At 47.7% G+C, this 13,704-nt stretch carries 12 protein-coding genes and 2 pseudogenes; 11 read left to right on the forward strand and 3 right to left on the reverse strand.

Annotation, left to right across the window (positions count from 1 at the left end; translation table 11 throughout):
* The 6 genes and pseudogenes from ACO0KV_RS11630 to ACO0KV_RS11655 form a co-directional block, all read left to right on the forward strand.
* Nucleotides 1–119: pseudogene (locus tag ACO0KV_RS11630) on the forward strand (IS30 family transposase); the annotation flags it as partial.
* A gap of 24 nt (nt 120–143) precedes the next feature.
* Nucleotides 144–332 (forward strand): annotated as a pseudogene (locus ACO0KV_RS11635) (glutathione S-transferase C-terminal domain-containing protein); the annotation flags it as partial.
* Between the two features lie 45 nt (nt 333–377).
* The gene (locus ACO0KV_RS11640) at nt 378–1,085 is read left to right on the forward strand and encodes an ABC transporter ATP-binding protein (RefSeq protein WP_423042695.1); all 708 of its coding nucleotides are present in this window, start codon (nt 378–380) and stop codon (nt 1,083–1,085) included.
* Complete coding sequence (locus ACO0KV_RS11645) at nt 1,082–2,470, forward strand: ABC transporter permease (protein ID WP_423042696.1); 1,389 nt, start codon at nt 1,082–1,084, stop codon at nt 2,468–2,470. Before ACO0KV_RS11640 ends, ACO0KV_RS11645 begins: the two co-directional genes overlap by 4 nt.
* Before the next feature lie 9 nt (nt 2,471–2,479).
* Nucleotides 2,480–3,268 (forward strand): outer membrane lipoprotein-sorting protein, encoded by a 789-nt coding sequence (locus tag ACO0KV_RS11650; RefSeq protein ID WP_423042697.1) that lies wholly within the window; start codon nt 2,480–2,482, stop codon nt 3,266–3,268.
* Nucleotides 3,269–3,303: 35 nt separating this feature from the next.
* Nucleotides 3,304–4,557: a hypothetical protein gene (locus ACO0KV_RS11655; RefSeq protein WP_423042698.1), complete on the forward strand. Its 1,254-nt coding sequence runs from the start codon at nt 3,304–3,306 to the stop codon at nt 4,555–4,557.
* Between the two features lie 75 nt (nt 4,558–4,632).
* Here the strand turns inward: ACO0KV_RS11655 and ACO0KV_RS11660 are convergent, their stop codons facing one another.
* The 3 genes from ACO0KV_RS11660 to ACO0KV_RS11670 form a co-directional block, all read right to left on the reverse strand.
* Entirely contained in the window at nt 4,633–5,430 is a 798-nt protein-coding gene (locus ACO0KV_RS11660) for a beta/gamma crystallin-related protein (RefSeq protein ID WP_423042699.1), read from the reverse strand.
* Between the two features lie 614 nt (nt 5,431–6,044).
* Nucleotides 6,045–7,154, reverse strand: coding sequence for a hypothetical protein (locus ACO0KV_RS11665; protein WP_423042700.1), 1,110 nt, complete (start codon nt 7,152–7,154; stop codon nt 6,045–6,047).
* Between the two features lie 120 nt (nt 7,155–7,274).
* Nucleotides 7,275–7,628, reverse strand: coding sequence for a hypothetical protein (locus ACO0KV_RS11670; RefSeq protein ID WP_423042701.1), 354 nt, complete (start codon nt 7,626–7,628; stop codon nt 7,275–7,277).
* A gap of 233 nt (nt 7,629–7,861) precedes the next feature.
* Between ACO0KV_RS11670 and urtA the strand changes: the two genes are divergently transcribed.
* From urtA to urtE, 5 genes are all read left to right on the forward strand, one after another.
* Nucleotides 7,862–9,115 carry an urea ABC transporter substrate-binding protein gene (urtA, locus tag ACO0KV_RS11675; protein WP_423042702.1) on the forward strand — a complete coding sequence of 418 codons (1,254 nt, stop codon included), beginning with the start codon at nt 7,862–7,864 and terminating at the stop codon, nt 9,113–9,115.
* Nucleotides 9,116–9,288: 173 nt separating this feature from the next.
* Nucleotides 9,289–10,899 (forward strand): urea ABC transporter permease subunit UrtB, encoded by a 1,611-nt coding sequence (gene urtB / locus ACO0KV_RS11680; RefSeq protein WP_423042703.1) that lies wholly within the window; start codon nt 9,289–9,291, stop codon nt 10,897–10,899.
* Nucleotides 10,896–11,981 (forward strand): urea ABC transporter permease subunit UrtC, encoded by a 1,086-nt coding sequence (gene urtC, locus ACO0KV_RS11685; RefSeq protein ID WP_423042704.1) that lies wholly within the window; start codon nt 10,896–10,898, stop codon nt 11,979–11,981. The genes urtB and urtC overlap by 4 nt, the downstream gene beginning before the upstream one ends.
* Nucleotides 11,978–12,832, forward strand: a complete 855-nt coding sequence (gene urtD, locus ACO0KV_RS11690) for an urea ABC transporter ATP-binding protein UrtD (RefSeq protein WP_423042705.1) — start codon at nt 11,978–11,980, stop codon at nt 12,830–12,832. The genes urtC and urtD overlap by 4 nt, the downstream gene beginning before the upstream one ends.
* Nucleotides 12,833–12,884: 52 nt before the next feature.
* Nucleotides 12,885–13,583, forward strand: a complete 699-nt coding sequence (gene urtE / locus ACO0KV_RS11695; protein WP_423042706.1) for an urea ABC transporter ATP-binding subunit UrtE — start codon at nt 12,885–12,887, stop codon at nt 13,581–13,583.
* The last annotated feature ends 121 nt before the right edge of the window (nt 13,584–13,704 follow it).

Below are 13,704 nucleotides of genomic sequence, written 5' to 3' on the forward strand. Positions count from 1 at the left end.
TTACACAACAGGAGATTGATCACGCCATGAAAAGACTGAATAATCGACCAAGAAAAAGATTAGGATACCTTACACCCAATCAGGTATTCTTCAAAAATACGCTTGCACTTCAAAATTGAACTCGCGCTGGATATAAGGCACTTGATGTCTTAAATACACATTTAGAATCTCGACGCTTTCTTGTGGCTGACACATATAGCATCGCAGACATTGGTTTGTTTGCCTATACCCATGTCGCTGATGAAGGTGGTTTTGATTTGTCTGGTTATAAAGCGTTGTTAGCGTGGTTGGAACGAGTGAAAGAACAACCTGATTTTTCGCCAATGGAATAGTGAACTAAGTACCGAGGGACGGTCACTTATTATTCAAAGGACTATATGTACCCTGTTCAACTTAAACAGGTGATGAAAACTTATCACCTTGATGCGATCGACGTACCCGCTTTGGTGGACATCAATCTACAAATACGGGCAAATTGTTTTACCGTGATCTCTGGCCCTTCTGGTAGTGGTAAAACGACGCTATTAAATCTGATCGGCTGTATAGATCGCGCTGACAGCGGTGAAGTTATTGTTGCCGATCAGGCTGTGCATACGATGTCGGATAATGCCTTGTCTGATTTTCGTGCGCAGCATCTCGGTTTCATTTTTCAGAATTTCAATTTGTTGCCCGTACTTAGCACTTACGAAAACGTTGAGTATCCGCTGATACTTGCCAAGGTCTCAGCCAATGAGCGCAAACGTCGCGTACTGGATTTGCTGGATGCAGTTGGCTTGGCAGACCGCGCAGAAAATCGCCCGGGTCAGCTATCGGGTGGTCAGCGTCAGCGGGTGGCGATTGCGCGTGCGCTGGCCACCGCCCCCAAGCTGGTATTGGCCGATGAGCCGACGGCGAATCTGGACAGTCAGACCGGTGAGGCGATTATTGCCCTGATGCGTAAGATGCAGCGTGAACGCCAGGTATCGTTTGTATTCTCATCGCACGATCCACAAGTACAAGCCGAAGCCGACGACACGGTTTTTATCCGTGATGGCCGCATTATCAACATCGAACGTCAGGCAGAAAAGCTGGGGGCAGTAGTATGAAGACTTTTTCTTTAGCACTGCGAAACTTGCTCAGAAATCGGCGCCGTTCGCTGACGACATTGTTGGCAATGGTGATCGGCCTGACCGCAATTTTGCTCTTCGGCGGTTACCGTTCGAATATTACCTACGGCATGGAAACAGGTATCGTCCAAGCTAACGGACATCTACAAATCCAGCATCAGGGTTATTTTTTGGAGGGTGGTGACAATCCGACTGCCTACGGTATTGCCGACTATCAGCATATCGTGGATGTGATCCGGCGCGACCCTGTACTGTCTCCTATGCTGACGATGGTGACGCCCACGTTGCAACTAGGCGGACTGGCAGGCAATTTTAGCGCCGGGGTTTCGCGTTCTGTATTTGCGGTCGGTGTAGTGGTGCCTGAACGTAATCGTATGCTGAACTGGAATGACTACGGCATGCAAAGTTATGCGCAGCCTCTGCCTTTAAATGGTAGCAGTCCGGATGCTGTGGTGATAGGCGAGGGTGTGGCGCGTAAGCTCAAATTATGCAAAGCGCTGCAGATTCCCGATTGTAAGCAAGAGGACACGCTCAATCTCGCGACCGGCAGCGCTGCGCCTAGCGATATCGCTGCACTCTCAGCCCTAGAAGAAGGCAATATCCCGAAAGAAAATGGCACGCGCATAGAAATGCTGGCAGCAACGTCGCATGGTGCGCCCAATGTCGCCAGCCTGAGCGTGGTCAAAGCCAAGAATATGGGTATTAAAGCCTTGGACGATGTGTATATGGCGATGCACTTGCAACAGGCACAAAAACTGATCTACGGCGACAGCGCTGGGCAAGTTACAGCGATTCAGATTCAAGTGCAGCATACCGTGCAGATACCTGCAGCAAGGGCTCGTCTGCAGGAATTATTAAATACGGAATTCAATCATCAACCGTTGGAAATTCTCGACTTCAAAGTGCTTAACCCCATGTACGTGCAGACGGTACAATTCATGAATTCCATGTTCGGTTTCATTTCGATACTGATAGGCGTCATTGTCTTGTTCACCATAGGAAATACCATGAGTACCGCCGTCGTTGAGCGTACTGTAGAAATTGGCACGCTGCGAGCGATGGGCTTACGTCGCTCTGGTCTGCGCAATCTGTTTCTGTGCGAAGGCATCTTGCTCGGTATGCTCGGTGCGATAATCGGCGTGCTCAGTGCATTGGTCATTGCCTATATCATTAATCACAGCGGCCTGTCTTGGACACCGCCTGGTTATTCATATGCCTACCTGATTCTGGTTAGAATCTGGCAAGACATTCCGCTACTCATCAGTAGCGTTATTGGTCTGATTGTGGTGACCGTATTTTCTGCTTGGTGGCCAGCAAACCGAGCCTCTAAAATGATGATCGTCGATGCACTGCGCCATGTTTAAGGATAAATCATGAAAACCATCCCTTTATCGTTATGCAGTCTGTTCCTGTGCAGCTTGCTCGCATCACTATCAAATGCAGCAAATGCAGCCCAAAAGCCTCAGGAAATTCTGGCAGCCAGCGATGCCGTGCGTAATCCCGATTATCCATTTGGTCTGACCAATACCTTGGTCGAATATCGCAGTGGCAAACAAACGGATACCAGTACCTTGGCGATCTACTCCAAGGCTGATTCTAACAGCGGCCAGTTCCGCAGTTTGATACGGTATGTCGCACCGGCACGCGATGCAAACAAGTTGATTTTGTACAGCGGCAAAGATTTGTGGTTCTATGATCCCAGCAGCAAGGCTAGCATACGGATGTCTCCTCAGCAGCGCTTGCTCGGTCAGGCGTCGAATGGTGATGTGGTTACAGTGAATCTCGCGAAAGATTATCAGGCAATCGCCGCATTGGAAGAAGATACGCAAGACGGCGACCGCCAGATCAAACATTGCTACAAGCTGGCGATGAACGCCAGTACGCCAGATGCAACTTATCACCATATCGATATGTGGATAGAAGTCGGCAATAACCACCCGGTCAAAGCCCGTTTCTATACCGAAAGTGGGAAATTGTTGAAGACGGCGTACTACCGTCGCTACGAAAAACAACTAGGCATAGACAGGCCGACTGAGACTGTGATTATCGATGGCCTTGATCCTAGTTGGGTCACCGTCATGCGCTATTCTGACCTGGTCAAACGCGATGTCCCTGAACTCTGGCTACAGCGCGATTACCTGCCACGATTCAAACCAGAATGATGAGGCCGCATCGCACGCCCCTGTTAATACTTTGTATGGCAGCGGTCGGATTGCTACCATTGCAATCTAAGGCTCAAGACGATCCTGACATCAGTGCGTTGTTGGTCGCCAATCAAATGCCAGATGTCGTCGAAAAAGCGAGTAACTGGCGCATTTTTAGCGAAGCTGCCGCAGGTGGTGGTGTACTGCGCAGCAATTCCAGCACCCAGCAAAGTCAGCGTCTGTCTTTTGATGTGCAATACGATGGCACTCTCGCACAAGGGTGGCGGGCGATATTGTCGGATAGACTCGACATCAATTGGCCTGCGCAAATCCCAGGACAAAACAGTATCAACACTGTCAAAGAGGCTTATCTCATCTGGCAAATGCAAAATGATATCTTGCTTGATGCAGGTCGTATCAATGTTAGAAACGGAGTGGCAACAGGTTATAACCCGACGGATTTTTTTCGGAATGGCGCTTTGCGATCGATTGTTTCGGCCGATCCTTCCAGCCTGAAGGAAGACCGTCAGGGCAGCGTCATGCTGCGTGCGCAAAAATTATGGGACGGTGGTTCGGTGACGGCGCTGTTTTCTCCCAAGCTTGCTGAGCAAGCAAATAACGCTAGCTTCAGTCTTGACATCGGCGCGACCAACAGTCAGAACCGTTGGCTAGTAGCACTCAGTCAAAAAATGGCAGAAGGATGGGCTCCGCAATTTTTACTCTTTAAATCTGAGCAATTACCAACGCAAATCGGTATGAACCTGACTACGTTGGTTAACGACGCGACCGTGGCCTATGTCGAATGGTCAGGTGGGCGCAGTCCATCTTTGCTGGCGCAAGCCTATCAACAGCAGGGCCTGTATTTCCCTGACACTAGCGCATTTCGCAACCGTACATCGGTCGGCCTCACCTATACCACGGAGAATAAAATTTCTGTTACGACAGAACTGGAATACAACGGAGGTGCCCTCGATCAAAACAAATGGGATGCATTACAACGAGGGCCACTGGCCATTTACGGGCAATACCGCAATTACCTTCAAACGGTACAAGAAGCGCCAACCGCGCGCGCTATCTTTGTTTATGCAAGTTGGCAAGACGCGCTACTCAATCACCTAGACCTCAGCGCGATGAGTCGCTTCGATGCCGTCGACTCCAGTCGTATGTCCTGGCTGGAAGCACGTTTTCATTTTAGCCATGCAGAGTTTGCCCTGCAATGGCAACGCAACAGCGGCAATCGCCTTAGCGATTACGGTGTCGCGACCAAAATGCAGAGCTGGCAATTGATGGCGCGATATTTTTTCTAATCAGGATAGATCTATTTTAAGTCTCTTTTTATCCTAGGCCTGGGTGATTAGTTTATCGAAAATTTCAATGCAAGGTTATTGTCTCGGTTCACCATTATGGTTGACAGAAATGGTCGATCCTGGCGCGTAGCGTGTTTGTATATGGTGCTCATAACCACGAAAACTGTAAGTGACGTCCCATGAGTCGGGTTCTCGATTTGGCACCGTTTGACAACGCTGTACGTCTCTTGAGTTGTGTGAGCCAGAATTGTCGCCAACGTTTGAACCAAGCACTGCACCTGCAACCGCACCACCTGCAGTGGCAATATCACGACCGCTTCCACCACCTATCTGATGACCAAGCACCCCGCCAAGTATGCCACCGACGATTGCTCCACCGACATTGTTGTGGGATGGTTCATTCGTCTGCTGACGCTCGGTCCAGCATCGCTGCGCTGACGCACCATAGACGGCATGTACTGAGGTGACTTGCGCCTGAAAAATATCTTCATCCGGACGACGTCGATATTCATACGCCGGGCCTGTTTGCTGTGGTGCTTCGTTGTCGTAGTGATCGCGATCATTGACTGGTCTTAATGAGGAGATCCGGTCATTCATACCCATGGAACTCAGCGAGGGATAATTCCCCTTTTGGAGAATCATGCATTTACCACCAAAACCTGCGTTGTCGCATATTTCCCATCGGCCATTCTCAACAATGATCGAAGAGGCTTTATCATTAAAACCATACCGATTCAGATCGCCAACTTCGTGGGCGGTTGAAAAAGTGCGTCCACGCCATCCGTTATTTTCGTAAAGTATGATCTGCGCCATCGCTTGTGCTGACAATGTCAGGGTAGCGGCCACAATGGCCGATTTGAAAAGTAGGTTCATCGCCTTCTCCAAAGAATATTTTATTAATGACAGAACAAATCATGGGGCGTAACGTTATTACGCAACATTCCTAGACATTCTGGGACTTGTTGGTAGGAAATTCAGTACGGTGAAACACATAAGACATTTGATCAGACGTTTGTTTTCAACTGAAATTCTATAAAACATCAATTCCCAGAATTTTCTTTGGCTAGCAAACATCTTGGAGGGCATGGTCTTTGTTTGTATCATTTATAAAAATGAAAATCAAACTAACAGCAGCCCGCTTTATCAGCGTGACATTTTTGCATCTGATATGACATGATAAGCCCAAAGGTATAACATGGTCTCTACAATATAAGTTAATTTAATTGTAGCTTTTCAAATCAACACCGAAAAATAGTTAAGCATCGAGGTACGGTTTCCGATGAGGACTTCTTAAGGTGATGGGAGCAAAATTGTTTGTAGAGGTCTATTGCCTTAATGATAAACATCACACAGTGTGAGTGAGTGTTCGGCTAAAAAGGAGGTATTGACATGATTACTATAAATTTAAATTATCCAGGTACTTCTCATACCAATAATTGATTCAAATTGAGAGACGTTTATCATTTCAATAAAAGTTAGTAGCGTGATCAGACACGCCATTGACCATTGCTGTAGACTTCTTCGTCACCAAAGCGGACAGACTTGGTGACTGCAAATACATCGACATGATGTCTGCCTTCGCCGCGCTTAATATGAGGTTTTGCGTAGCTACCGTGTTTAGAACCTAATGATAAATGAATGCCGCACATCCGCTCATAGGTGCCGATATCACGCACAGTCCTGTCTTTGCTGAAGGCGCGATTCATGCCAAGACCTACTTCACGGACCCACACTACGCCATCATCAGCACGAATATTTGCTAGTACTTGGTCAAATTCCGGTGTCGAGTCCTCTGTGCCGATTACCTGACCTTTCTCTACGATGAGTGTGATCGGCTTTTCCGGTTTGTTAATGCTAAAGGTGGTATCACCAAACACGAATACACGCACCTTTCCGTAGACGTCTTCCAGGTTCACGGATTCTGTAAATACTTCGCCGATCGGAAACTGACCACCGATGTTTTTCATATCGCTATAGTCGCCAACATTGAGTTTTGCTGATTCAAACTGACCGCTAAAAATTAATTCAGCACCATCACTATCGATAACGCCGTGGCTTGCCATATCAATTTTTTCTTTTAGCTTACGTCCGACAACTCGGTAGTAATGCGGGTCATAGGCGAGGGCATCAATGTAATAATCGATTTCATCACCTTCCATGCGCCCTAGGTGCGGATGTTCGATGACTTTCAAGCCTTGTTTAAACAACTCCACGCGTAGTCGATAGGCTTCCAGACGGAAGTTGGTTGACTGGACTAACACTGCCAGATCACCGCTTTGTAGTGTTGCGAGTGTCTGCAATATGTCTGCAGGGGCTGTGCTGTCAAAATCAATGCATAAAGCGTTTGGAAGACATTGCCGGTATGCTGCACTTAAGATACATGCCAGTTCGCATTGTTCATCGTAGACCAGGACTGCTTTATGCTCATCAGTGTGCTTAAAAGCATGTTCCAGAACATTGTTTAAATGCAGATGACTGGTCGTAACGCGGGATTCAAAACGGATACTGTTGGCTGGCATGGTTTGCTTCATAAAAATAAAATGATTGCTATTGCTAATATCTGCAGTCGTTTCAATCAGTTGTGATTGTGTGGGCAATTGGCATATCTTGCGTGGCCGAAAGCCTGCTTGCAGAGGTGCATTTTAACAGAGGTCATCGATGTCACCACCCGACCGTAGGTGATAATAGAATGAATGTAAGATGACGTTCATATTGTGTTAATGCAAGCGTTTCACCGAAGGGGAGAGTTCTTTAAGGTTGTTCCCCGCAGGATCATTTTGCGAGAAAATGAGTGTCTGGTGATCGTAAAGCCGATAATCTCCGTTCTGAAAGCGGTATCTGTTGATTTTAGTCATAGCAATGTCATATTTTTTTGATATGATGTTTTTCACCTGCTGTACATACAACTGATATGTATGACGGCAGCGAGGTGCGTTTTGTCTGCGATGAGCGGACAAGCCACCGATCTCATACCAATGCGGAACTGGGTAACCAGCTTCCGCATTGATCTTTTCTGTTCCCCCCAAAAAAAAATGACTGATGGACGCTTGCACCGGAATTGTGCGCTGCAAATAAACTCCTCATTTTGATTCATTGTTTTTGATGATGACGTGTTTTAGCATCTATTCTTTGCTCCTTTTTGCACATCTTTGTTCCTCTTTTATTTTCTATACCCTCAGTATTAGTGCGCCGTATCACCTGTTGAGATTGGTCATAGGTGGTGACGTCTAGGCTGGCACGTTTACTGCTATCTCCCTGATGAAGCTCGTAGTCTTTTCGTATTTAACCATCATCAGGAGAAATCATGACACGTCGCACCGTTTTAAAAGCCACTGCGTTGGCCGCAATGACCTTGGCAGCCACAGGTTGGATGTCGCAAGCATTTGCTGCGGACACTATCAAGGTCGGTATCTTGCATTCGTTGTCCGGTACCATGGCCATCTCAGAAACATCCTTAAAAGACGTCGCATTGATGACGATTGATGAAATCAATGCGCATGGTGGTGTGCTTGGTAAAAAGCTCGAACCGGTGGTCGTTGATCCGGCCTCCAACTGGCCGCTGTTCGCTGAAAAAGCCCGTCAATTGGTTTCTCAGGATAAAGTTTCTGTAGTGTTTGGTTGCTGGACTTCGGTGTCCCGTAAATCCGTACTACCCGTCTTTAAAGAATTGAATAGTCTGCTGTTTTACCCAGTGCAGTACGAAGGCGAAGAGCTGGAGAAAAACGTGTTTTACACTGGTGCGGCACCAAACCAACAAGCGATTCCGGCAACTGAATACCTGATGTCCAAAGAAGGTGGCGGCGCGAAACGTTTTGTGTTGTTGGGAACAGATTATGTCTATCCACGTACTACCAACAAAATTCTGCGCGCATTCCTGCATAGTAAAGGTGTAAAAGACAGTGATATCGATGAAGTCTACACACCATTTGGTCATTCTGATTATCAGACCATCGTCGCCAATATCAAAAAATTTGCAGCAGGGGGTAAAACTGCCGTTATTTCCACCATCAATGGTGACTCCAATGTGCCGTTCTATAAAGAGTTGGGTAATGCTGGCTTAAAAGCGACCGATGTGCCAGTTGTGGCTTTCTCGGTGGGTGAAGAGGAATTACGTGGTGTCGATACCAAGCCATTGGTAGGTCACCTTGCCGCATGGAATTACTTTGAGTCCGTTAAAAGTCCAGTCAATACCGAATTCATCAAAAAATGGAAAGCCTACGCTGCTGCAAAGAAATTGCCCAATGCAGCTACGGTCGTGACGAATGATCCGATGGAAGCGACGTATGTTGGTATCTATATGTGGAAGCAAGCGGTAGAAAAAGCGAAGTCGACAGATACCGACAAAGTGATTGCCGCGATGGGTGGTCAGACCTTTAAAGCGCCATCTGGCTTTGAACTCATGATGGATGCAACGAATCATCATCTGCACAAACCAGTCATGATCGGTGAAATCAAAGCGGATGGACAATTTAGCGTCGTCTACAAAACCAAAGAAACAATTCGTGCTCAACCTTGGAGCCCGTACATCCAGGGTAACGAAGGTAAGCAAAAATTGTAATCTGACGCGTCTGTTTCAGACGTCTTGATGTGTGTTGTGATGTGCATCGGGATGTATGTTCGGATGCCGTGGGGCGATTAACGCGGTAAGGTGTTAATCGCTGTCGGCATCGTCTTGGCACCGTCTTTACTTGAGTTGCATCACATCCCCGGCAGTATCCTTTGGCTCTCTCTATGAACATCAAAAAAATCCGTCACATAGTGCTTGGCATATTGCTTGGCTTTGGACTTTGTTGTGTTGCGCAGGCGACGATAGCGCCGCAACTATTGCAAGAGCTTGCGGGAGATGATCCGGATACACGCATCGTCGCCGTTAATGCGATTGCAGCCCTCGCCAACGTCGAGGCGGCACGGGTACTCAATGCGTTAAAGAATGAAAATGTGTACGTCAAAGATCAGGCGGTGTTCATCGTGGAGGGTGACGCCGCCATTGATCTGCGCACCGGAAAAATATCGACCCTGCCTGATGGTGCTGATGCCTTAACTATCAATAATCGCTTACGGGGTGCCCTCGATAGTGCCTTGTCGGGTATGAAATTATTTTCTACAGACCGGACTGTCCGCATGGCGGCCGTCCATGATTTACAACAGCAAGCCACTGCTGAACAATTGCCTTTGCTCGAGCGTGCGGATGCGCAGGAGAGCGACCCTCAAATCAAAGCACAATTACAACTGCTGATTGCTAGCGCCAATCTGCAATCTCCTGATCCTGTCGCACGTAAAGCCGCTGTCCACAGTCTGGCAGAGACAACAAACGCGAGTCTGAAACCTATTCTCGAATCCATGCTTCGGCAGAATTCGGATGGCAGCTACATGGAACCCGATGAAAGTATCCGGATTGAAGTCGTCTCAACGCTACACGCGTTAAATGGCAGACTGGCGCGTACTGAGTTTGTCGGCAATTTATTTTATGGCGTTTCGTTAGGCAGTGTGTTGTTGTTAGCTGCGTTGGGATTGGCGATTACCTTTGGTCTGATGGGTATCATCAATATGGCCCATGGTGAATTACTCATGATCGGTGCTTATACAACGTATGGATGCCAACTGTTATTCAGACATTTTTTTCCGCAAGCAATTGATGGCTATTTATTGCTGGCGATCCCAGCGGCGTTCTTTGTATCTGGATTGGTCGGTATCATCTTGGAACGTACCGTCATTCGTTGGTTATATGGTCGTCCATTAGAGACGTTGTTGTGTACATGGGGAATTAGTCTGATCCTGATGCAAACTGTGCGTTCTATTTTTGGTGCGCAAAATGTGGAGGTTGCGAATCCATCGTGGATGTCCGGTGGGGTTACGGTATTGGGATCACTAGTTTTGTCGTATAACCGTATTGCGATTATTTTCTTTTCATTGCTGGTCGTTGGTGCAGTCTGGCTGATTCTGAATAAAACCCGTCTTGGTTTATTTGTCCGCGCAGCGATGCAAAACCGCCGAATGGCTGATTGCGTCGGGGTAGCGACGGGTAAGATTGATATGCTCACGTTTGGCCTTGGTTCAGGGATTGCGGGGCTTGGCGGAGTTGCGTTATCGCAGCTTGGTAACGTTGGTCCTGATCTTGGGCAAAGCTATATCGTCGATTCGTTTATGGTGGTGGTGCTGGGCGGTGTAGGACAGTTGGCGGGTACCTTGCTGGCGGCCTTTGGCCTGGGTGAAATCAATAAATTTATGGAGCCCGTTGCTGGTGCTGTTATGGCAAAAATTGTGATCCTCGTCATGATTATTATTTTCATACAACGACGTCCGCAAGGCTTATTTGCACTCAAAGGAAGGAGTGTCGAATGATGCGCCATTTATTTCCACGGACGACCTGGATGGCGATCGGTATTCTTGCCGCTATCACAGCGTTATTACCGATTCTGAATCTGACTTTCCCTGAGGGACACACCTTACATGTATCGGGTTACCTGATGGGCGTTGTCGCAAAATTCATGTGTTATGCGTTGGCTGCACTGGCGCTGGATTTGGTGTGGGGTTATACCGGTATTTTATCGCTGGGCCACGGGGTGTTTTTTGCTCTTGGAGCGTATGCGCATGGCATGTATCTGATGCGGGCGATTGGTCACGATGGTGTTTATCAAAGTGACTTACCTGATTTTATGGTGTTTCTCGATTGGAAAACGTATCCGTGGTATTGGGCGATGACAGACAATTTCTGGTATTGCATGGCGTTGGTGATATTGGTGCCGGGATTGTTAGCATTTATTTTCGGTTTCTTTGCCTTCAGATCGCGGATTAAAGGCGTGTATTTTTCTATCATCACGCAGGCAATGACTTACGCGTTTATGCTACTGTTTTTCAGAAACGATACGGGTTTTGGTGGCAATAATGGCTTTACGGATTTCAAGCGCCTACTAGGATTTAACTTGACTGCGGCGTCGACGAAGGCGGTCTTGTTTTTGGTGACCTTAACGTTTTTGTTAGGGGCATTGATGTTGTGCCGCTGGATCGTCACGTCTAAGCTGGGACGGGTGCTGCAAGGCGTGCGCGATTCTGAATCACGCTTGATGTTTATTGGTTATAACCCATTGTGGTTTAAGTTATTCGTCTGGACCTTGTCTGCCGTGTTGTGCAGTGTCGCCGGTGCCTTGTATGTGCCACAAGTGGGAATCATCAATCCATCTGAAATGTCGCCTGGCAATTCAATTGAAATGGTGATCTGGGCGGCGGTGGGTGGACGTGGTACCTTGCTTGGCCCGATCCTGGGTGCGTTTGCTGTCAATGGGCTTAAAAGCTGGTTCACTGCGGCGTTTCCAGATTTGTGGTTGTTTGCGCTAGGATTATTGTTCATTCTGGTGACCCTGTTTATGCAGCAAGGCATTCTAGGCGTGCTGGCAAAATTAAAAAAATCCCGGGAGGTCGCATGAATTATGTGATGAGTGGTGTTCTGCGTCCCGGTCAGCAATATGAAGGGGCAACCGGAGATCAGGGTGTTTCTTACCAACGGTTGAAGCCGGAAGGTGTCGATACGACCCACGGTGCGATCTTGTATCTGGAAGACATCGTCGTTTCATTTGATGGTTTTAAAGCGATTAACCATTTAAATCTGGATATTTCAGTCGGTGAGTTGCGCTGCATTATTGGTCCTAATGGCGCTGGTAAAACAACGATGATGGACGTCATCACTGGTAAGACTCGACCATCCTCTGGGACTGCATTCTTTGGTCAAACGATGGATTTGACCAAAATGAATGAGGTTGAGATCGCCCATGCTGGCATCGGACGTAAATTTCAACGGCCGACGGTGTTTGAGCAACATACGGTATTCGACAATCTGGAGCTGGCCATGAAAATGAATAAGTCCGTTATGACGACCTTATTCGCCAGACTTACAAGCACACAAAAAGATAAAATCGCTACCGTTCTGGCGCTGATCCGTTTGCATGATCAGGATTCGCGCCTTGCCGGGCTCTTATCGCATGGACAAAAACAATGGCTTGAAATCGGCATGTTGCTCATTCAGGAGCCGCAACTAATTTTGCTTGATGAACCCGTGGCTGGGATGTCGGATGCCGAAACGGTCAGAACAGCAGAGCTGCTCAATGAATTACGGGGCAAACATTCCATCATGGTCGTTGAGCATGATATGGGTTTCGTCACAGAGATAGCACAGCAAGGGAAGGTCACCGTACTACACGAAGGCTCGGTATTAGCGCAAGGCACGATGCAAGAGGTTCAGGCAGATGAGCGGGTGATTGAAGTGTATCTGGGACGTTAACGATGCACTCTTGCCCAACCATTACGAAGATGCCGTCATCCAAAGGGAAACTATGTTAGAGGTCAAAGAATTACATCAACATTATGGTTCCAGCCATACTTTACGCGGCATTTCGCTGCAGGTGAAGCAGGGCGAATGTCTGGCATTGCTTGGTCGTAACGGTGTTGGCAAAACGACGCTGCTGAAATGCCTGATGGGGGTGTTACCCGTTTCGACGGGGGCGGTTGTTTTTGATGGAAAGACAGTGACTAACCTGCCACCACATCATCGGGCAAAGGCGGGTATTGCCTATGTTCCGCAGGGACGAGATATTTTTGCCAGGTTGACTGTCGAAGAGAATTTATTGATGGGGATGGCGACCTTGCCTGCCAAACGTGCACATACCATCAAAGCAGAAATAGTTGAGCTATTTCCAGTTTTAAAAGACATGTTGCAACGCCGCGGCGGTGACTTGTCGGGCGGCCAGCAACAGCAATTGGCGATCGCCCGCGCGTTGCTCGCAGAGCCCAAATTAATTATCTTTGATGAACCTACAGAAGGCATCCAACCGTCAATCATCAAAGATATCGGACGCGTGATCTCTATGCTGAGACAGCGCGGTGATATAGGCATTATTTTGTGCGAACAATATTTTGATTTTGCGCGGGAGTTGGCGGATCAGTTTATTGTCCTGTCAAGAGGTGAGGTCGTTGCCGCTGGCGCGCAAGATACGATGGATAGCGATGACGTTAAACGGCATCTGGCAGTCTAGTCGGTTCATTATTCGGCCTATTGTTTGTTCGATTGTTTGTTCCATTATGTTGACCTTGATTTGGATCGCGTTTTTCGTTGATCCGTGTAGAATCCTAGAGTTCGATGCGTCTTATGCCTTT

This window comes from Undibacterium sp. RuRC25W, assembly GCF_049339825.1.
Lineage (GTDB): Bacteria > Pseudomonadota > Gammaproteobacteria > Burkholderiales > Burkholderiaceae_D > Undibacterium.

Bases quoted from the DNA above. Each gene is read 5' to 3' on its own strand.
- urtC (WP_423042704.1), top strand. From the start codon at position 10,896: ATGATGCGCCATTTATTTCCACGGACGACCTGGATGGCGATCGGTATT.
- ACO0KV_RS11645 (WP_423042696.1), top strand. From the start codon at position 1,082: ATGAAGACTTTTTCTTTAGCACTGCGAAACTTGCTCAGAAATCGGCGC.
- urtE (WP_423042706.1), top strand. From the start codon at position 12,885: ATGTTAGAGGTCAAAGAATTACATCAACATTATGGTTCCAGCCATACT.
- urtD (WP_423042705.1), top strand. From the start codon at position 11,978: ATGAATTATGTGATGAGTGGTGTTCTGCGTCCCGGTCAGCAATATGAA.
- ACO0KV_RS11650 (WP_423042697.1), top strand. From the start codon at position 2,480: ATGAAAACCATCCCTTTATCGTTATGCAGTCTGTTCCTGTGCAGCTTG.
- ACO0KV_RS11640 (WP_423042695.1), top strand. From the start codon at position 378: ATGTACCCTGTTCAACTTAAACAGGTGATGAAAACTTATCACCTTGAT.
- urtA (WP_423042702.1), top strand. From the start codon at position 7,862: ATGACACGTCGCACCGTTTTAAAAGCCACTGCGTTGGCCGCAATGACC.
- ACO0KV_RS11655 (WP_423042698.1), top strand. From the start codon at position 3,304: ATGGCAGCGGTCGGATTGCTACCATTGCAATCTAAGGCTCAAGACGAT.
- urtB (WP_423042703.1), top strand. From the start codon at position 9,289: ATGAACATCAAAAAAATCCGTCACATAGTGCTTGGCATATTGCTTGGC.
- ACO0KV_RS11660 (WP_423042699.1), bottom strand. From the start codon at position 5,430: ATGAACCTACTTTTCAAATCGGCCATTGTGGCCGCTACCCTGACATTG.